22 protein-coding genes and 2 pseudogenes are annotated in these 20059 nt (G+C 30.0%); 6 read left to right on the top strand and 18 right to left on the bottom strand.

What is annotated here, in order from left to right:
• Nucleotides 1–264: 264 nt before the first annotated feature.
• From E9099_RS12295 to E9099_RS12260, 8 genes are all read right to left on the bottom strand, one after another.
• A complete protein-coding gene (locus E9099_RS12295) occupies nucleotides 265–1308 on the bottom strand; it encodes a hypothetical protein (protein ID WP_136583858.1) in 1044 nt (347 codons plus the stop codon).
• Between the two features lie 251 nt (nucleotides 1309–1559).
• Nucleotides 1560–2243: a hypothetical protein gene (locus E9099_RS12290; protein ID WP_136583857.1), complete on the bottom strand. Its 684-nt coding sequence runs from the start codon at nucleotides 2241–2243 to the stop codon at nucleotides 1560–1562.
• A 354-nt stretch (nucleotides 2244–2597) separates the two neighbouring features.
• Nucleotides 2598–2912, bottom strand: a complete 315-nt coding sequence (locus tag E9099_RS12285) for a hypothetical protein (RefSeq protein ID WP_136583856.1) — start codon at nucleotides 2910–2912, stop codon at nucleotides 2598–2600.
• Between the two features lie 73 nt (nucleotides 2913–2985).
• Nucleotides 2986–3894: a hypothetical protein gene (locus tag E9099_RS12280; RefSeq protein ID WP_136583855.1), complete on the bottom strand. Its 909-nt coding sequence runs from the start codon at nucleotides 3892–3894 to the stop codon at nucleotides 2986–2988.
• A gap of 466 nt (nucleotides 3895–4360) precedes the next feature.
• A complete protein-coding gene (locus E9099_RS12275) occupies nucleotides 4361–4918 on the bottom strand; it encodes a hypothetical protein (protein WP_136583854.1) in 558 nt (185 codons plus the stop codon).
• A gap of 213 nt (nucleotides 4919–5131) precedes the next feature.
• The gene (locus E9099_RS12270) at nucleotides 5132–5467 is read right to left on the bottom strand and encodes a hypothetical protein (RefSeq protein WP_136583853.1); all 336 of its coding nucleotides are present in this window, start codon (nucleotides 5465–5467) and stop codon (nucleotides 5132–5134) included.
• A gap of 596 nt (nucleotides 5468–6063) precedes the next feature.
• Nucleotides 6064–7542 carry an SH3 domain-containing protein gene (locus tag E9099_RS12265; RefSeq protein ID WP_136583852.1) on the bottom strand — a complete coding sequence of 493 codons (1479 nt, stop codon included), beginning with the start codon at nucleotides 7540–7542 and terminating at the stop codon, nucleotides 6064–6066.
• A 142-nt stretch (nucleotides 7543–7684) separates the two neighbouring features.
• On the bottom strand, nucleotides 7685–7927 hold the full coding sequence (locus tag E9099_RS12260) for an integrase core domain-containing protein (protein WP_262710407.1): 243 nt from the start codon (nucleotides 7925–7927) through the stop codon (nucleotides 7685–7687).
• On the opposite strand from E9099_RS12260, the pseudogene E9099_RS12255 reads away from it, so the two are divergent.
• Nucleotides 7892–8113: pseudogene (locus E9099_RS12255) on the top strand (IS110 family transposase); the annotation flags it as partial. The gene E9099_RS12260 and the pseudogene E9099_RS12255 overlap by 36 nt on opposite strands.
• A 77-nt stretch (nucleotides 8114–8190) precedes the next feature.
• Here the strand turns inward: E9099_RS12255 and E9099_RS12250 are convergent.
• The 5 genes from E9099_RS12250 to E9099_RS12230 form a co-directional block, all read right to left on the bottom strand.
• Nucleotides 8191–8919: a lysozyme inhibitor LprI family protein gene (locus tag E9099_RS12250; RefSeq protein ID WP_136583850.1), complete on the bottom strand. Its 729-nt coding sequence runs from the start codon at nucleotides 8917–8919 to the stop codon at nucleotides 8191–8193.
• Nucleotides 8920–9223: 304 nt separating this feature from the next.
• Nucleotides 9224–9670 carry a hypothetical protein gene (locus E9099_RS12245; RefSeq protein WP_136583849.1) on the bottom strand — a complete coding sequence of 149 codons (447 nt, stop codon included), beginning with the start codon at nucleotides 9668–9670 and terminating at the stop codon, nucleotides 9224–9226.
• A 2-nt stretch (nucleotides 9671–9672) separates the two neighbouring features.
• Complete coding sequence (locus tag E9099_RS12240) at nucleotides 9673–9978, bottom strand: hypothetical protein (RefSeq protein WP_136583848.1); 306 nt, start codon at nucleotides 9976–9978, stop codon at nucleotides 9673–9675.
• Nucleotides 9979–10594: 616 nt separating this feature from the next.
• Nucleotides 10595–10702: a group II intron maturase-specific domain-containing protein gene (locus E9099_RS19520; RefSeq protein WP_262710436.1), complete on the bottom strand. Its 108-nt coding sequence runs from the start codon at nucleotides 10700–10702 to the stop codon at nucleotides 10595–10597.
• A gap of 156 nt (nucleotides 10703–10858) precedes the next feature.
• A complete protein-coding gene (locus E9099_RS12230; RefSeq protein WP_262710406.1) occupies nucleotides 10859–11119 on the bottom strand; it encodes an integrase core domain-containing protein in 261 nt (86 codons plus the stop codon).
• On the opposite strand from E9099_RS12230, the gene E9099_RS19515 reads away from it, so the two are divergent.
• The gene (locus E9099_RS19515) at nucleotides 11102–11365 is read left to right on the top strand and encodes a transposase (RefSeq protein ID WP_240788894.1); all 264 of its coding nucleotides are present in this window, start codon (nucleotides 11102–11104) and stop codon (nucleotides 11363–11365) included. The two genes, E9099_RS12230 and E9099_RS19515, sit on opposite strands and share 18 nt — an antisense overlap.
• Nucleotides 11366–11583: 218 nt before the next feature.
• On the opposite strand, the gene E9099_RS12220 is transcribed toward E9099_RS19515, so the two are convergent.
• Entirely contained in the window at nucleotides 11584–12228 is a 645-nt protein-coding gene (locus tag E9099_RS12220) for a hypothetical protein (protein ID WP_136583846.1), read from the bottom strand.
• 856 nt (nucleotides 12229–13084) lie between these two features.
• Between E9099_RS12220 and E9099_RS12215 the strand changes: the two genes are divergently transcribed.
• Complete coding sequence (locus E9099_RS12215) at nucleotides 13085–14119, top strand: hypothetical protein (protein ID WP_136583845.1); 1035 nt, start codon at nucleotides 13085–13087, stop codon at nucleotides 14117–14119.
• A 103-nt stretch (nucleotides 14120–14222) separates the two neighbouring features.
• Here E9099_RS12215 and E9099_RS12210 read toward each other — a convergent pair whose 3' ends face one another.
• On the bottom strand, nucleotides 14223–14828 hold the full coding sequence (locus E9099_RS12210) for a trimeric intracellular cation channel family protein (RefSeq protein WP_136583844.1): 606 nt from the start codon (nucleotides 14826–14828) through the stop codon (nucleotides 14223–14225).
• Nucleotides 14829–15310: 482 nt separating this feature from the next.
• Between E9099_RS12210 and E9099_RS12205 the strand changes: the two genes are divergently transcribed.
• The gene (locus tag E9099_RS12205) at nucleotides 15311–15772 is read left to right on the top strand and encodes a DUF2141 domain-containing protein (RefSeq protein ID WP_240788893.1); all 462 of its coding nucleotides are present in this window, start codon (nucleotides 15311–15313) and stop codon (nucleotides 15770–15772) included.
• Nucleotides 15773–15949: 177 nt separating this feature from the next.
• A pseudogene (locus E9099_RS12200) lies at nucleotides 15950–16204 on the top strand (BLUF domain-containing protein); the annotation flags it as partial.
• 241 nt (nucleotides 16205–16445) lie between these two features.
• Here E9099_RS12200 and E9099_RS12195 read toward each other — a convergent pair.
• Nucleotides 16446–16925 carry a Dps family protein gene (locus E9099_RS12195; RefSeq protein WP_136583842.1) on the bottom strand — a complete coding sequence of 160 codons (480 nt, stop codon included), beginning with the start codon at nucleotides 16923–16925 and terminating at the stop codon, nucleotides 16446–16448.
• 103 nt (nucleotides 16926–17028) lie between these two features.
• Between E9099_RS12195 and E9099_RS12190 the strand changes: the two genes are divergently transcribed.
• Nucleotides 17029–17970 carry a hydrogen peroxide-inducible genes activator gene (locus E9099_RS12190; RefSeq protein ID WP_136583841.1) on the top strand — a complete coding sequence of 314 codons (942 nt, stop codon included), beginning with the start codon at nucleotides 17029–17031 and terminating at the stop codon, nucleotides 17968–17970.
• Between the two features lie 40 nt (nucleotides 17971–18010).
• On the opposite strand, the gene E9099_RS12185 is transcribed toward E9099_RS12190, so the two are convergent.
• Together E9099_RS12185 and E9099_RS12180 are read right to left on the bottom strand one after the other, a co-directional pair.
• The gene (locus E9099_RS12185; RefSeq protein ID WP_205960999.1) at nucleotides 18011–18997 is read right to left on the bottom strand and encodes a hypothetical protein; all 987 of its coding nucleotides are present in this window, start codon (nucleotides 18995–18997) and stop codon (nucleotides 18011–18013) included.
• Nucleotides 18975–20021 carry a cytochrome-c peroxidase gene (locus E9099_RS12180; RefSeq protein ID WP_136583840.1) on the bottom strand — a complete coding sequence of 349 codons (1047 nt, stop codon included), beginning with the start codon at nucleotides 20019–20021 and terminating at the stop codon, nucleotides 18975–18977. Before E9099_RS12180 ends, E9099_RS12185 begins: the two co-directional genes overlap by 23 nt.
• Nucleotides 20022–20059: the final 38 nt, after the last annotated feature.

The raw sequence follows: 20059 nt of genomic DNA, 5'->3' as shown, positions 1-20059 counted from the left end.
TCTAACCCAATGTCATTCCGATAAGGCGTTTAACTACTATCCTTTTAATTTTTAATAGTTCGGTTTTATGGGAAGCTTACAGGCCAGAAAGTATAGCGGGACTACTTGCTTATATTAAAAGTACCAAAAACCACCTAATAAGCGTGCGAATGGTATGTTTTAAGCCACTTGCATTTTAGAGAAAATACGGAGAGTCAAAATTAAAAATAGCTTAAAACCAACGATTTCAAGCTGTTTTAAGGGGTTGTGCAACGGTTACCATTGTTAGCTGCTAGCTTTCTTTTTATGGTTTTCGATTATATTTTCAAAAGTCATTAAATTCTTGGATTTTGACCACTCTCTAAGTTTGATAATCATATCAGAAGTTATTCTACTGTCATAAATCGTTGTATTTGAACTCCAGTTTTCAAATCCACAACTTTCAATATTTCTCTTTTGATTATCCAGTATTTTGCTTTCTAATTCTTCTTCTGTTAAGTCAGGTAATTCATTAATCCATTTTTTTATTTCAATCACTTCTTCATCGGAATTAGCCATGTCATTTATAAATGATATTTGATTTTGTGGAATAAATGAAGAAAGGTTATTCATCTCATCTCCGAACCCTGAACCAAACTGAGGAATACTATCAAAGGTGCCAAACTTAGACAGCAAAAAATCAGTTGAAAATCGAATATTCAAAGTGGGAAATTTTAATAAGTGTAAGATTTCTAAAATCCGCACAATATCTTTAAAGTTTTTTAGCCATTCTTGGTAATTTTCAAACTTATCTTGTCCCTTTATCTTTCTTTGAAATTCTCCATAATTTGAATACCTAACTCCCTTAGTGTGCACAAAGTCGGACAAACCAAACTTTTTAATTTCTTCAATCAGGTTAAATTCTAAATCAAAAAGTTTGATATTTTCATTTGTTTTAATTTTTTTCCAGAATTTTTCATTTTTATAAGGTGTATCAAATTTAGATGACAACCATTGTTTGAATTCAGAACTTTCTTTTCCTATAATTGACCAATAAATTGATAATAGACCGATTTCTAGACTCGTCCTAAGACTTATCATTGATTGCTTATAAAAACCATATTTAATTAAATGGTATGAAATTTCTATTTCTTCAAAACATTCAGACATTGAAAAATTCTCTCCTGATAAAAAATCTGAAACAGCTTTCAGAGGAAAGTTCTGGGAAAATAAAAAAATTGAGCTTAGACCTTTTTCAACATCCATTTGAAAATCATATTTGCTTTCATATTCCGAAATCAAATTATAATGCTCTGTTGTTTGTTCTATTGACTTTCTAATTACTCTCATTTTTTATTGTCAGTAAGTTTTTCTTCAGCTTCCAGCTAACGTTAAATATATGGCAAGTGGGGCAGAAAACAAGTAATTACTTTCAGTTTAGTCACAAGCCAAATCTTTTTATTTTGTTTTATCTTTTCTAGTTTAAATCCAAATCAATAGATTTGGCGACTTTGTAAATAGACAATGACCTTTGGATTTAACACTAATCGCCCAATTTGCTATATATATTGTTAGCAAACGTGTTTTTTACTTTGTTATCATTATTGCATCAATTTTTTGAGTGCTCCACAATTCGAAAATAAGTAATTGGTCATATCTGTTACAAATATACCCGCACTTTCTTCAAATGACATTTCGTATACATTCATTGTTTTTTCGGCATATTCGGCACTCAAAGCTGAAACAATTTGCGTAAACTGTTCACGCGTAAAGTCCTTTTTATTTAATTGAGATAATTTGTCGCAGGATTTTTTAGAAACAGTTTCTATTAAATCACGTTTTTTCCTTTGTTTTTTCTTTTCCTTTTTTGATAAAGATTTGAGTAAGTCAATATCCATTTCTACAATCAGATTTTCGCTTAAGTAATTCTTCTGTTCAGATGTTAATTCCGTTTGTTGCAAGTATAATTCGCCTGCATCACAACTTTGCAAAGCAATTATCTTGATGAATTTTTTATTAACTGCTATACGACCTATAATTTCGATAATTTCATTTTGAGAAATTTGGTCATTAATATTTTTAATCACAATTATTCCTTGGCTGAATTCAAAGCTTTCTTTTCCATAAACTTTTTGCGAGTATATTGTTTTATAGGAAACTTGTTCTTCAGGTTTTGTTTCTACTTGAATTTTTTCAAATCCCATTTCACAATTCAAATTCACAAAGTTTTGAGAATAAATTGTAATAGAAAATAGAAAAATTAGAATTGATAGTATTTGTTTCAAAATGTTGGTTTATAAGTCTTGTCCTGAAATATAGCTACAGGTTAAAATTGAATTAAGCTGATAATTTATATACCATATCAGGTGTTTTATAACCTAAATATAATCTTAAAAATCAGCTAAACCTATTACAAAATCGAGCAAAAAGTCAAGCAAAAAGCACTTGACTTTTTATTAAAAAAAATCACAGTATTCAAAAGGCGATAGACCTCCTTTTAAGCGCACCAAAATAAAGGAAAAACTTAATAAACAATAAAAATCAAGCCCCCTAAAAAGACTTAGTTTACTTAATTTATTAAAATATTATGGGTTGTGCAACTTTTACTGGGGTTAGCAGTAGTTATTTTTCAATGACAATCAATTTTGAATAGCCTCTAGAGTATTTCCAATTACATACAACACAGCAAATAAGAATGGAATAATATGAATAACAGTCCAAATAGATTTATTTTCAAACTCAGATTGATTTATTAAAAACTTGTACAAAGAAAATATAATTATAAGCGAGTAAGGAACAATAAATATTATAAATCCAATAGTATTGTATCCATCTGCAATACCCTTTCCCATTGCATCACTTCCTGATAAATTTGGCATGTAAAGATAAGTAAGAACAATAATCATTATTGCTCCTAGTCCAAAAAAGGTAGAATATTTTAATATATTTTTCATAAACGGTTATATATATTCAAAGCGATTTTTAAAAATATTAAAATTTATATCTAATTAAATTGTTGCGCATAGGTTACTTATTAAAGTCATATGTTTTTTTTCCATCTTTTGTTTCACTAATATAAAACCTATTAAAATGGAGGTAAAAATCTAAATCTTCAATATAATATGGTTTCACAATTCGCATGGGATAATTATATTTAGTGGATTCTGAGGCTAAAGTCTTTTTTATTAATTCATATTCTTTTTTTAGAATACTTAAAAGCTCGACACTATAATATGGTTTTCTTTCTATTTGACCAGAGGATAGGTTTATTATTGATTCAACTCCATCAGATATTTTAACTTGAATAATTCTATCCGCTAAACTCCATTGATCAAAATTATCAAAATTATTGATTTTATATTCGTACAAGTATGCTTCATAGTCAATTTCATACTCCTCATATTTTATTTCGTGTGTGATTTTTCCATTTTCGTCTGTGTTAGCATAAACTACTTTTTGTAAGCCTAATTCAGCTTCATAATTTTTCATCCAATTGGTTTTACCATAATGAACGTACATTTTATGTAATACTGAGTCTAATTTTGTACTGTCAAATACTTTAGCATTAGACCAACAAGCCTGTATTTTTAAAGTTGAATCCGTTTCTATTTTAATGTTATCGGCCATTAAACCAAAATATTGAGCAACACTGTCCAATTCTAATAATTGGAAATAGTATCTTTTTTCATCTAAATAAATTGCTTTACTATTTTGAGCTAAACTTTTTTTCTGTGCGTCCGTTGGATAATTAACATTCTTATAATTATTAATGGTGTCTAATGATTTTGACATTAGCGTCAAGACATCTTCGTTAAAACTTAATTTGGTTAAATCAAACCCTGAATTTTTTATTAGAATTTTAGGTTGTATAAATTCTTTTTTTTTCTTTACGCAAGAAAGCGTCATAAGTATTATAATAATCCAAAAATATTTCATTCCCTACTTGAGTTTTTTTATGTCTTGTCCTGAGATATGGCTACAGGTCAAAAATTGAATTAAGCTGATAATTTAAGTGGTGTGTTTAAGTTCCTAATTTAACAAATAAAAACTTGATAAAAAATCCGCAAGGATTTTCTTAAGTAAGCTAGCAGTAACAATTAATTATACACGGTGTACCTCTCGCAAAACGTGTTGTTAAAGATATAGAAATTTGGTTTACTTAGTAATGTAAGGCACAAAAACACATGAAAAATCTGCTAAAAAATATAGCGGGACTACTTGCTATTATTAAAAGCACCAAAAACCATCTAATAAGCGTTTGATTGCGATGTTTTAAGCCACTTGTATTTTAGAGAAAGTATGGCGTATTAAAATTAAAAACAGCTTAAAATCAAAGATTTTAAGCTGTTTTGTGCTTTTTTAAGGGGTTGTGCAACGGTAACAGTGTGGTAAGCCGTTTTTTTTAATTCGTGTGTGGTTGAATTTCTGAAATATAATTGAGTTCAGACCAATCGACAATATCGTAATTCGCAAATTGATTTCTCCATTCTATCTCTTTACCAACAGGAACGTAGAAACGGATTATTCCGCTGTTCAATTCTGTATTATGTTTTTCTGTCAATTCTAATTCGCTCATTGAATTAATCCAGTCAGTTTGGTATTGAGTATTTTCCATTCCAAAAAGTCTTGGAAATATCGTAATATCGTTTGTTTCCGAATCTAAATAACCTGTTACAAACCAATTTACGCCATCATTTGTATAAGTTTTTTCATTAAGAACATCTAAAACGTGTTGTAAATTGTCTGATTCCAAATTTGAATTAAAGGTCAATGAGTTCACATTATCAACTTGATGGTCAAAAATATTTATAAATTCAAACAAGTCATTTATGTCTGTTCCGCTTTTAATTCCGACAGACACTTCTCCAGCCACAAATTCTTGTATTTCAGATTCAGAATCATCATTTGAACACGATGCTAAAATTCCTATGAATGATATTAAAAGAATTATTTTTTTCATGATTACTGTTTTTTTTTTAATAGATATTACTGTTTTGTTAATAGATGCTAAAATCCCGAAATGGTTGCGTCAAATTTCTTATAACATTTATGCAAAAAAAATAGCTACGGGTTTATATGAGAGTGTTTTACAAACAAAAATTAGACATTACAAAAGCGTACCAACTCTTGATTAAGCACTATTTTTATACTATGTTAGCCACAGTAATTATGCTTATTTAAATTTATTTTTATCAATTTCTTCATTTAGAAATTCCAAATCGATAAAATAATTTTCGTTATCAAAATCAACTGGAAAATATACACTCACATAGTCTCTCATTTTTAATTTAAATTCTACAATAGTAATGTCCATATCAATTGTAGTAGAAAATTCCTTGATAATTTTTCCGTCTATTATCTGCTGACACAATACTTTACTTCTTTGTATGTCAACTAAATCCACTTTTTTATTATCTCTGTCCATCCAGTCATAAAACGATTCTTTTTCGTTAGTCATTGAATAGGTTATAGAATCTTTATTGACTTTGGTGTCATAATTTATTAGCATGCAGTCCTCGGTTTTAATTCTTACTTCTTTCCAATTTTCGCGAACATCTTTAACATATTTAGATTTGCTTGCCTTTCTCTCGTTATTGAATTTTTTCCTTGATTTTTTCTCATAGAAATATATATAATCAGAGCTATTAATATGTAATTCTAGGTCGTTTAGGTCTTATTGTGGCTAACGGTTTAGTGTATGGCTAGCTACTTGGTTATGCAACTAATTTAGCAAATAAATCACAGATAGAATATTCCGTAGGAATGTTCGTAAGTCAGCAGTGACCCAAGTAATTAATTAGACACGGTGTGCCTGTTGCACAATGTGCTTTTTAAAGATATAGAAATTTCGTATATATAGTAAAGCAGAGTACAAAAACACATGAAAAACGGGCTAGAAAGTATAGCAGGACTACTTGCTTTTATTAAAAGCATCAAAAACTACCTAATAAGCGTTCGAATACTATGTTTTAAGCCACTTGCATTTTAGAGAAAAAATGACGTATTAAAATTAAAAACAGCTTAAAATCAAAGATTTTAAGCTGTTTTTATGCTTTTTTAAGGGGTTGTGCAACGGTTACCATTGTTGTATGCAGTTTTTGAGTATTACATATCCTCATTTATCGTTTTAATTAATTTCCATTTATTTTTTTCTTTTTTGTATGTTGCTCCACTTAATTTACAACAGCCTAAAGGATGTATTTCAGTGATTGTTTTGTTTTCATAATCTATGTTAGTAGGAAATAGTGAAAAAGGGTATTCTTCGATTTTAAAGCTACCATCCTTTTGTTGCATATAAAAATCATAATATGAACCAGCATTCATACCTTGGTCGCTCATAATGGCAAAATCTTGTAATCCATCAATATTATAATCCCATATTATAAGGTGTCCTAAGTTGCCGATTTCAATAGAAGTCTTTTTTTCTTCAAAATTACTTCTTGCATCACAATCAACTTCATTGTACATCATCCAATTATTAGGTTTATAATCAATTCTTTGGAAAGTAGTATTCGAGTCTGTTATACCTTGTATTTCAATTCGTATTCGTTCCACTCTATTAGAATCTTCCTTTGAATAAGATAACCCTTGAATACTAAATAAAAAGTCAGTAGAAACATTTTCAATAAGACAATCTTTATGCTCTTTAAACTTTTTTATAGCATCAGTTATATTAATACCAAGCTTCTTGGTATCAAAATTCATTTCTAAAAAGTAGTCAAATACATAACCTTTTTTCACCTTTTTGTATGAATCTATATATGATATATAAACCCATTGCCCATATGCCGTTCTATTTTCTAGTTTTAAAGAAAAATAAATATTAGTATGCTTAAGCACCTTTACTTCTTTACGATATCTTATGTTTCCAATTTTTGTTCCTTTTAAATCAGGAGAACTTCTTACATTTAAAGAAGTATTTGAATTTACAGTAGCACTATAGAGATAATCGTTTGTTAAAGTTGTTTTTGCTGTTTGTGATAAGTTTTCATAAGGGTATTTTACTTTTTCGAATTCTTTTGTATAATTATTGTAGATGTAAACTGTCCCTTGTGAATAATCATCATAACCATCTTCTGTAGTTCCCCAAACCCAAAGAGATTCTTTGTTACTTATAGGTTCATTATTGTCTCCTATCTGGCTTCTTTTAGGGTAATAAACTAAAGGTAAGCCAGGTTCTGTCTTAATTTTTTTTGTATTTATTATATTGGATTTTTCAAAGAATAATACAACATAGTTTTCATAATCTAAATGATTAACTCCGTGCTTTATCGGTTCAGATTTGTCAATCCCCCAAAAAGCAAAATCCAAATATCCATTATTATCAAAATCTCCAACAGTACAATTACATTCTTCCTTTAAAATTAAAATAGATATTCCAATATCCGTTAAAACTTGAGGATGTTTTTCAAAAATACCTTTACAAAAAGATGCTCCTTCAGTTGAATTTATGGTAGAAGATTTAGTAATAGGAGTATAATTTATTCCACTTTCATTTAAAATAGAAGAATCAGGTTTGTTTATTTGTCCGAAAGTTATTTCGATAGATAATAATAAGAAAGTCAGAAATAATTTATTTATCATTTTTTTGAATTCTGAGTAACGTTTTTTTGTGGTCTAAAATAAGCTTAATAATTTTCCTAAAAACGTTTCCATAAAGTAATTAATTTTTTTGGAAATGAGTGGAATGTCTTGTCCTGAAATATGGCTACAGGTTAAAATTGAATTAAGCTGATAATTTATATACCATATTTGGTGTTTTATAGTCTAAAGATAAATGTAATCTAACGTCGTTGTATAAATTAATTGCATTTTTTGCAGCGCTCTTTGCGTGTGCTACACTATCAAAGGTTTGATCTAAATAGAACTCATCTTTTAATATGCCATTTACACATTCTGCCATTGCGTTTTCGTAACACGGATCTTGTTCAGTAAAGGGCGACCACCAATTAGTAAAATGGGTAATCAAAAACTTAGAAATTTATTGTTTATGTGCAGTTTTAGCGCTTGCAAATACAACAAAGCTTGCAAGGCTATTTATGAGCGATTAGTAGCCAAAGGAAAAAGCAAAAAACAAGCCTTAATAGCGGTTTGTAATAAGTTATTAAAACAAGCCTTTGCTATTGCTAAATCAGGGTTAATATTTGATAAATAATATAAAAGTACGTTAGTGAAAAATTAATGGGATTTTACTTGTTTTTAACACAGTACTTTATTGGCAACTGGCTTTTTTTATTTTTCAAATTCAAACCATTTTTTTAACATAAATACTTCGTCAATGGTTTTTCCTTCTTTTATTATTTTAATTTTCAAAAAGTTATTCTCAGTCTCAACATATTTTAACTTGAAATCTTTAATTCCGCTTGTTTCATAATATGCTCCATATTTACAGTCAAATGGATTGTTTTTTACTTCATTCGTGAAAATTGATATTAGTATCATTTTTGTCGAATTGATGTCTTTATTTTTATAACCAAAAATTCGATGGTCTCTTTTCATATTTGCAGTCAACCATATCTCTCCATTTTTCCCAATATATGCTTTGCCCATATATTCAGAATCTATTTCTTCAATGATCTTAACAGAACCACTACAAACATCACCTTCTTCAGTTCTGCTAACCCAAATATTTAGAGTTTTGATTCGTTTGTCAGTCAATTCTTTTAAATAAAATGCTCTACAAGTCGGATGAATTGAACCGTATATTTTTTCTGGGTAATTTGGATATTTCATTTCCATTTCAGCATCTCGGAATTGTGTCCATAATCGTTGAGATTTTTTTAAATTATCTATAAAAATTGTATCTGTTTTATATTCTGATAAAATGGTTTTATATATGTCATTTAGTTGCTTGTCAGATTCATTAAATTCTGCATAGACATCTTTATTCATTTCCGCTTGAGTTTGCGAAAAACAACTTAAATTGAAAGTTAGAAATAATATAAAAAGTATTCTATTCATTTTCTTGCGTTCTGATTTTTAGCTTGTTGCCAACGGTTAGTATAAGAAACATAGGGCAGGTGATAAGCACTTTCGTTTCGGTTTATTACTTAGCTAAATATAAAAATTTTGCTTTTATCTTTTTTACTATAAACGCCAAATTTTATATTTAGCGGACTTAATTAATACTCACAGACCTTTAGGTTAAGACAAATGCCCTATGTTTTTTATACGCTGTTACAAAACGTTTGTTCTCAACTATTATTTGAACATCCAAAAAAACTTATTTTGGAAGAAATCAATTATATTAATCTGTTAAAGAAAGTTATTGAGTGCAACTTCTTATATTGTCAAAAAAATAGTGATATTCTGTTTCGGTAAGAAGTTCTCCGCTCTTATTAAGGGTTATAACGCTATCCTTCTCAATGTCGGTGAAAGGAATAATCTTTTTTGAATACCCTTTAAAAACAACTACAAGATGACTTTCTGTGTTAATTATTTCCTTGTCATATAAAATGCTGAATTGACCATCAAAATTAGAATACGAATTTACGCATGTAGTGTCGTTAACTACTAATTTAATTGCAGCCAAAGTCACATTTTTTCCATTAAAGTACTTGACGACAGCTTTAATCGAATTATTCCCTAAAGGTACTTTAGAAGTATGAGGATTAGGGTCTGGAATTTCAATTACTTTGATAGATGGTGGATTTATTTTAGTCTTACAAGAATAAGACAAAGCGATGATAAAAAATAAAATGAATGTTCTCATGTTTAATTGTAATAATTTATAATATCTTTCTGCATAATAAGCCATTGCCATCTGTAAAAATCTTTACTCTTATAGATATCATCACCAACGAAGTAGTCCATCAAATTCGTTGTTGAAGTTTCTGGGAACTTATAGGGATTGTCTTTTATAATAGATTGATATTCTATAATATCCTGTTTCGAATCCTCTATATATTGATTTAATTTAGAAATATTTTTCTCTACCTTGTTTTGATTATAATTTGGTTGTTTCCTATAAGCTTTTTGTTCATTTAACTGAATATTATATTTCTTGATAATATTTTCCATTTTCGAAATATAATCCGATGTCTCAAGGAAAGAATGTTGTAATCCTAATACATGACCTATTTCATGTGGAAAATCTCTAAGAGCAGCAGAATTTAGATATATGAATACAAATTGACCATCTAAGGGAAATAGCTGTGCATCACCTCCACGAGGTTCCTCATTCTCAACCGAAAGGTAAAAGATAACAATACCTTTAAAGTTTTTTACTGATTGGCATTTTTCTTTAATGAAACTTTTACCTTTTTTTGTTATTGTAATCCCCGTAAACTCATCTTCAGATAAATCATCTAAGCTTATTTTTTTAGAGTAATGTTTTGTAACGTTTATGTAGTCGAGTAGACAAGAGGGATTTCACCTCAAGTCTCTCACAGAACCGTACGTGATACTCTCGCATCATACGGCTCTTGTTATACAAATCTAAAGTACTAAATTACTGGATAAAACCCATGTGCCAATGATAAAATAAGTTAGGGAATTGTTCCTGCTCTCTGTTAAACCATTTATAGGCACGTTTTATACTTGTTTTATAGCGCTTATACCGTTTTCTTGCCCACCTCACTAAACGATTGTTGAGTAATTTGAAAACCTTGTGTAGCATAGATATTCTAAATTTACCCTAGTAGCGTATCCAACCTCTAATAATAGGGTTTAAGCGATGCGCAATACCTATAATACTCTTACAAGTCATTCTATGTACTTTCAATTCTCCTAATTTATCAGCAATACGCTTCTTGGAACTTATACTTATGGCACAATCAAAGCCTAAAAATAATCCTTTAGTCTTCTCAGATTTGGATGTTCTAGGTTGAAAAGAGTAGCCTAAAAAATCAAATTTAATAACTGTCTTGTCCTGAAATATGGCTACAGGTTAAAATTGTTTTTAAGCTGATAATTTATATACCATATTAGGTGTTTTATAATCTAAAGATAAATGTAATCTAACGTCGTTGTATAAATTAATTGCATTTTTTCCAATTCTCTTTGCGTGTGCCACGTTATCAAAGGTTTGATCTAAATAGAACTCATCTTTTAATTTGCCATTTATACGTTCTGCCATTGCGTTTTCGTAACACGGATCTTGTTCAATAAAGGGCGACCACGAATTTGTGATAAAGGAAGCTATATGAAAGGAAAAAGACAAAGCACGGTAGAGTCCGTATTTGGTACACTAACCCAGTTTTTAGGCATGGGAAAAGTGAATACCCTTGGGATTAAACAAGCTAATAAGTGTATGCATCTATCCGCAACAGCCTATAATCTTAAAAAGTATTTAAAATATATAAAAAACGGGCCAGAAAGCATAGCGGGACTACCTGCTTATATTAAAAGTACCAAAAACTACCTAATAAGCCTTCGAATACTATGTTTTAAGCCACTTGCATTTTAGAGAAAATATGACGTATTAAAATTAAAAATAGCTTAAAACCAAAGATTTTAAGCTGTTTTTATGCTTTTTTAAGGGGTTGTGCAACGGTTACCGGTGTTGGCATTTCGTTGTTTTTTCCGAGTTCTAATTGTCTTACTTATTTCCATTTTTCAATACTCTAATCTTTGGAGTGAATGTTTGATTTCAGTTTCAATTTCTTTTATTAGACACAATTTATTTTAATGCATATCTCTTGGATATTTATTACTTGCAATTTCTATTCTCTTAATTTTACTTGAATTTTCGAAAAACTCAAAAAGAATCTTACAATGTGGAACTTTATTATTGTATTGATAATTAACGACACGAGTAGAAACATTGGTTAGTGGAGTTTTGATGTCAGGGTTTCCAAGTGCAATAAGTATTTCTTTAATTCTTGTGTTTTTATTAATTTCTAAAGTTGTTACACCTTCTATACTTATATTTTTCTCAAAATCAAGTGTCAACTTCATATAATTAAAACCACTACTTAAAACTAATTGGTAATCAAGACCCTCAATTTTTTGTTTTGCAGCAGACGCTAATACTTTATAATCATTAAATATAAAAGGAATATTGAAGCCTTCTTCATAAAATTTCTTTAAATATGGTTTACCAAATTCCTCCGTTTTATCCCAATAACTGCCAGAAGTGTTTGTTTTGTCATAAATTATTGGAAGCAATTCTTTAAATGAAATATCATTAATTTCTCCATTTATTAAATCTATTTTAATTGTTTCTTTTTTTTCTGATTTATCTTTTTTGCTTATTACTTTTTTATTGACAACCTGACAAGATGTAATAAGTAGAGTTGCAATTAAGATGAAAAAAAATGATTGTTTCATATATTTTAATTTAGGATTATTTTTCGAGTTCGTTGCTCAATGAATGCCAACTAGTTATATGGTGGCTTTTATTCCATATACCCCTAAATATTAAGGGATATCCGCACTTTTTGTTCCTGATTTCGGTTTTAAAAAGCTAAGCTACAATTTATAAAGTAGTCTTACAATACGTAGAACTACGTATATTTTTTTAAATGAAGAAGACTTGTCTAAAAAGTTAAGGCTTTTAATGTGTGCCCGTTTATGGAAAAACTACATTTTGATAAATAAACACAATCTACAGTATCGTTAAAAAAAAATAGAATCGTTAAGTTATTCTATTCAGCAAATCCTAACCACAATAGTATTCTTTAACTCAAACACAGAGAGAGAAAAAACCAAAAACAGAACCTATTTAATTTGAGCATATTCAACATTAAAGTACTAATAAGTTTATAAATTACTAGTTTTGTATTTAATAAGTTATTTTGACAATACCTGTATAAATTCAAAAATGAATATAATCAATTTTTTTATTGGAGCACTATTAGTAAATGCTATGCCACACCTAATTTTTGGGCTTACCAAAACCCATTTCCTTGGCTTGTTTGGTTATAGTCCAAAAGGAAATATCGCCTACGCTATTTTGCAACTGCTTACTTATTGTTCATTGTTTTGTTTAAAGTATGGTTATCAAATATTACTAACCAATGTTTTTTTTATAGGCGGGTTAACCATCCTATGCTTATATTTTATATTTGGAAAAGTATTAGTCAACTTTTATGGCAAGCAAGAATAGATCATTAACTTTTAAAGTCATAAAGTAGTCTTAAACAATAAAATTTAGTTTAATTACCCTATCAATACAAATCAAAACATGAAAAAAATTATTATCCTTTTATTACTAGTTAGCTTAAACTTAAATGCACAAAATGCAAAAAACAAAGGATGGTACATCCAGGAAATCCATTTTCCAGAGATTGCTTTACCTGAAAACTTTACAACCTACGCTACTAAAATTAGGTCCAACACAGATAATATTAAACTTATAGTTAATGGCGAACAAAAAACAACAGCTTACTCTAATCCTGATATCGCGAATTCTGTTAAGCGCTATTTAGAAATGCCCAATTTTACAACCTCAGAAACTCCTGATTTTATAATCGAGTTTACAGATTTAGGCGTAAAACATATTATTAGAGTTGAAGAGAAAAAAGGGTATGGTGAAAAGGCTGTTAATACATATACTGGTATTGTAGAGTTAACCTCCTCAATCAAAGTTGTGGTCAAAGATAATGAAGATAACATTTTATATGATAACACATTTTCTGACAAGTATAAATCCGAAAGTGCTGGTGTATATAATAATGCGTCCATAAAATCGAGTAGTATTGCGCTTTCTCAAATTAAAAATCAATATATCGCCAATGCCAGAGACTACCGTACTGTTAAAAACAACAAAATCTCTGATAATGTGGTTATAAAAATATCAAAAGGCTTGAAATCGGCATTTACTAGTTATTATGAAAAACAAAGAATCAATCTATTTCATATTAAAAAAGAAGAAAAGTATGGTATCAGTAATAATGACCAAGTCGATCAATTGTTAGCCTTAAACGCGGTAGAATTTAGTGACACTTATTTAGAAGACTTAAAAGTTATTGCTAATAAAAGCTTAATCCACTTTAAAAAAGAGCTTGACAAAATCACAGATAAAACAGACAAAAAACAAAAGAAAGTATACTGGAGTTTACTAAGTAATATTTCTGGTGTTTATTACGCCTTAGGCGACTACGAGAAAGCTATTGAGTTTGCAAAACTAAGAGATGAAGTGAACTATAATAATAAGTGGAAATTTAATTTAGAAATAGCCGAAGACAGAAAAAAAATAATAGATAAAAACAAAAAATAAACCAATAGCTTTAAGTTACCAGTCCCTAATATTTAGGATTGGTAACTCAAAGCTATAACAGTATATATTGGGTTTTCGTTAGCTATTTAATCAGAAAGTAGTATTAATTGTCCCTATACAAGTTAGGTAAACTGACTTTAAACTTAACAGCAATTAATCTAATTGCAATAACAACAACTCCCGCTATTACAAATACAAAATCTGAAGCTATAGGGAGTTTGATCACTAAAAAATAAGTTGCACCTCCTAAAATACAAGCAGTAGCATACACCTCTTTTCTAAATATTACTGGTATTTCATTACACAAAATATCCCTAATAACCCCTCCAAAACAAGCAGACATTGTCCCTAAAAAGACACAAATGATAGGGTGTAGTCCTGCAGATATTCCTTTTTCTACACCAACAACGGTATATAGTCCAATACCAATAGTATCAAATAACAATAATGACTTTCGTAAATAGTCAATTTTAGATCTAAAAGCGACAGCAAAAATGGTTGATAAAATAATAACATAGATAAACGTCATATCTTTCATCCAACCTACTGGTGTTTCGCCAATTAAAATATCACGCAATGTTCCGCCACCTACCGCCGTTACAAACGCAATAATTAAAATCCCAAAAGCATCCATGCGCTTATTAAGCGCAACTAATACACCAGAAATTGCAAAAGCAATGGTCCCTAAAATGTCAATAATGTAAAACATATGATATATATAAAATGCAAAATTAGTTTTTATAAAACAAATCCACAATGATAATGATGGTATTATCAACACAGCAGACTAATCTACTCATGTCTTTGGTGTAGCCCGTTTTTATGACTGTCCTGATAAAATTGATAAATACCTGGAAGCCAAAGAAAATATAAGTATTATTGACTACCTCGAAATAGTAAAAAAAGAGGGCAGATAAAAACAGTAAAAATGGCCAAACCTGTTTTAATTTATTTTTGAAATAAGTAAAAGTGTAAATTTAACTAAACTAATAACTAAAGGATTTGGTAGCCACTCCCCTATTAACGCAACCAATACCAAAGCAGGAAAACAAAAAAATAAGCGCTTAGAAATCATCCGTTTACAATAAAAAGACAATTGGTCTATTAAAAATAACAGTTGAGCCAGTTGTATTAGAATTGTTGCATTGTTAATTGCATTTTTGAAGTGTTAACCAATAAAAACAACACACAATGAACACAATAATGACTTCAAACCGAATTAAAAGACATGTATTAAATACTTTAATTTTATTTACACTGAGTATCACATGTACTGTTGCACAGACAGACACAAAATTAGAGCAAGGACAAACTATAACCGTAACCGTTACTAATGTAAAAAATAATACTGGACAAATAGGATTTGCTTTACACACAACAGAGACTTGGATGAAAGGACAAGGTATACAACATAAAAACATTAGCATTAAAAATAACACTGCAACGATCACTTTTAAAAATGTAAAGCCAGGGGCGTATGCCATAATGGTATTACATGACGAAAATAAAAATAACCGTATGGATTTTGAAAATGGGATGCCTTTAGAAAACTACGGAATGTCAAATAACCCTATGAGTTATGGTCCACCTCAATTTTCTGAAGCCAAATTTAATGTAACCTCAGAGACTTTAGATTTTAAAATACGGTTCTAACCTCATCAAAAAACGACCAGTAATTAAGCCGCTTTATAGTGGCTTTTTTAGTCCGTAAAATTTGAATTTAAAATTTATTTATCTAACATAGTACTACTCCCCTAGACCCTATCAAAACTATATTATAAAATGTCGCAGCAGCATTTAGACTGGTCCATCTAAAAACAATTTAATAAGTGTGATTTATTAGATCTTTTGCATGATTCGTGTGCTATTAATACAATGGATGCAATCTGCAGTGTTGTAATGCACAAAAACGGTTTATTTATTCAATTTACTGAAGGCAAGTCTAAAGATCTTGATGATCTTACTAAGCGTCTTCGTAGAAATAAAAGGCATAACAACCTAAAGATAATTGATGACCATCCAATAGAAGATAGAATAATTGCGAATTGGCTTATGGGCTGTGCCGATTTTGACGATCCAACATGAAGCCTTATACCTGATATCAGAATGGATTTAAGCGACACTACTGTCATTAACAACTTAATTATAAACCGACCAGAGCTTGTGACTTTATTACTTCAAAATAAAGACTAATTACACATAATACTATAACTTAATTAAGCTACTCTTGCATAAATATATAGTCAAATAATTTTTAGAATTCTAATGGACTTAAACAAAAAAAAGAGCAACCTAAGCTGCTCTTTTTAATTATCATGTAATGCAATTATAGGCTTTTTCCTAACCAAGCATTCATCATCCAAATGGTTTTTTCTTGCTCAGAGATAAAGTCGCTAATCATGGAGTTTGTTCCTTCATCATTTGCCTCTCCAGCAGTTTCTAAAATATGACGCTCTAGTTTTAGTAATTCTGTTAAAGACGTTACTATTAATGCCACTGCATTATCATCTTTAGACACATTATGTCCAACAGGCACTTTAGACGATTTTATATAATCATCAAAAGTATGTAATGGCGTTTCTCCTAATGTTAATACACGCTCTGCAATTAAATCTACTTTCATATTGGCATCCGTATATAACTCTTCAAACTTAACATGTAAGTCAAAAAAGTTTTTCCCTCTAATATTCCAATGGATACCTCTTAAATTTTGATAATATATTTGAAAATTAGCTAACAACTGATTTAGTTGTTCTGCTAATTCCTTCGTTTTCTGAGTGTCTAGTCCTAATGTATTTAGTGTCATAATATTTTGTTTTATTGGTTACTCAAATTTACGATTAAATAATCCGCTTTAAACATCAATTTAATTGATAGATGTTATATTTTTATAGTCTTAAACTATAAGCATGACTATTACTCAATTATCATATGTTTTGGCTGTAGCCGAAAACCAAAACTTTACTAAAGCTGCACAAAAATGTTTTGTAACGCAGCCTACTTTAAGTATGCAAATTCAGAAATTAGAGGACCAATTGGATGTTTTAATTTTTGACAGAAGTAAAAAGCCAATTGAGTTAACGGAAGTTGGTAAAAAAATAGTCACGCAAGCCAGAAATATTGTAAACGAATCCTATAGAATACAAGATATTGTTGATCAAGAGAAAGGGTTTATTGGAGGTGAATTTAGATTAGGTATCATACCTACAATTATGCCTACTTTATTACCTATGTTTTTAAATAACTTTGTAAAAAAATATCCTAAAGTTAAACTTAAAATTGAAGAATTAACGACAGAAGAAATCATAACACGTATTAATGATGGGCATTTAGATGCTGCAATTGCGGCAACACCTTTAGAAAATGAAACCATTAAAGAGCGTGTTTTATATTTTGAACCTTTTGTTGCATACGTCCCACAAAACCATAGATTAAGAGACAAAAAAACCTTAGAAACATCGGATTTAGAAATTGATGATATGCTGTTATTAGAAGATGGGCATTGTTTTAGAGATGGTGTTATCAACCTTTGTAAAGCGTTTAAAAATCAAAACGATGACAAGTTTCAATTAGAAAGCGGAAGTATTGAAACGTTAGTAAAACTATCTAATGAAGGTTTAGGGATGACTTTACTACCTTACTTACACACTTTAGATTTAAACGAAAAAGCAAAACAGAACCTGCACTATTTTGCAGAACCTTCTCCTGCTAGAGAAGTTAGTTTGATATATCACAAAAGTGAACTTAAAATGCAAATCATTGAAGCGTTAAGAGATGTTATCGCAGGTGTTGTTAGAGGCGCCATTGCTTTTCAAAATGTGCAAATCATTAGTCCCATTCAAAAAAAATAATATAAAAAAAAGCGACCAGTTGGTCGCTTTTTTTTAGTCTTTAAAGTGCAAAATTGACATACACAGATACCCGTTGTTTGGACTCTACATTATCGCCAAATAAATGCTGACTGATTGGCAACGTATAACTCGCCCCAAAAATAAATTTTTCGATGGCTAGCTCAGATCCTAAACTAAAATTTAAGATGTTACCATCCGTATCGCTTAATGTTTCTCCATATTGTGTTATAGGATCATAAATATCTCCAGATACTCCCATAAATGGCATGATATTCATTTTCTCTTTAGGTATTGCTGTAAAAAAATTAACGGCATAACTAAATTGATCTCCAAATTGGTAGTCATTTTTATTTTCGCCTTTTAAATAATAGCTTAATAATGTATTGACTCCAAAGCTATCATTTCCATAGTTATATCCTAAAGAAAATACACCATCCACACTTCCTGTCCCTACTTGAAAGCCTGGATTAATATTATCCGCTAAACGTTGTTCAAATTGTCCTGTTGGTAATTTAACCCCCATTCCAAATTGTAAACTATGTCCTGAAGGTTCTTTTTCTGCATTAAAATCAACCACATCATTGTCTTTCTTTTTATAAAAAACATGTTTATACCATCCCACAACACTAGCATCTCCTAAGCCATTCAAGTTTTCTTTAGCTCCATTAAAATCTCGTGTTAAATCTTGATAAGGCAAACTAGCGGTCACATAAAACGATTCGTTTACAGGGATTTGAGCCCATAACTGTACGGTATTAAAGGCTTCTTTACTAGTAGGCGAATTTTCAAAAATCCCATTTTTAGATTCAAAATTTTGATAGATATATCGCAAACCAATAAAATTAGCATTGCTTAAAGTTCCAAAACCAAAACTCCCACTACTTGTGGAGCAACCACACAAGTCACATGATACCTTAAAAGGTTCGTATTTTGTACACGGGTTTACAGGATTATGAGCTTCCGCTTTAGCGAAACCTAACATTACAACCCCAATAATGATATATTTAATATTCTGCAAAACGCTCATCTTCTAAAAATTGAGTATCTGTTAATGTTTTTAAGAAAGCTATCAAACTTTCTTTTTCGTAATCGGTAAGTGAGATACCATAAGTACCATCAGCTCTTAATAGTGCTGGATCTACATTTCTGTTATCTACAACATTAGCATCATAAAAGTCCAAAACAACTTCTAATGTAGTAAATCGTCCGTCATGCATATATGGATACGACACTTCTATATTACGAAGACTTGGCACTTTAAATTTGTATAAATCATTTGGATCTTCTAGGATATTAAAACGGCCTTTATCGTCTAATTGTGGATTTACAGGTAGTCCATTATTTCTGAACGATTGGTCGGTAAATAAATCCGAGCTGTGACATCCAGAGCATTTGTTCTGAAATGTATTTAAGCCATCCAGTTCCATAGTTGTTAAGGTCACATTATCTTCGTTTCTTACATACTTATCGTATCTAGAGTTTGAAGACACCATCATTACCATAAACTGTGATAAGGCTTTTAGCATGTTTTCGCTATTAATTTCGCCATCGTCAAAGGCTTTTTCAAATTGTTCTTGATAATAACTATCCTGTTGCAACTTGACAATCACATTACTTAATGTTTCTCCCATTTCTAACTCACTAGTTAAAGGTATAATGGGCTGAAAATCTAGATGTGTTGCCGCACCATCCCACATAAAAGAGGTTTGATATGCTAAATTTTGCATGGGTTGGGCATTTCTAAGTCCAATCGCCCCATTAACACCATGACTTAGGGTATGTCCATGATGTGTAAACGCAAAGGCTTGTTCATGACAAAAAGCACAAGCGATAGCACCATTAGAAGATAATTTGCCTTCATAAAACAACTTTTTCCCCAACTCAAAACCGGCCTCTGTAATCGGATTATTATCCAAATTATAAGCGATGTCTGGAAAATTAGATGGTAATTCTAACTGTAAAGGTATTGGCACATAGCTCTCCTGTTCTGTACTTTTAGAACAAGAAAACAGAGATACCAAGCCTAATATAATAAGGCTTACTTTTTTCATAAGTATAAGATTTAATACACCATTGAAAATCATCAAAT

It is taken from the genome of Psychroserpens sp. NJDZ02, assembly GCF_004843725.1.
GTDB lineage: Bacteria > Bacteroidota > Bacteroidia > Flavobacteriales > Flavobacteriaceae > Olleya.
This window is presented reverse-complemented; position numbering and strand designations above follow the sequence as displayed.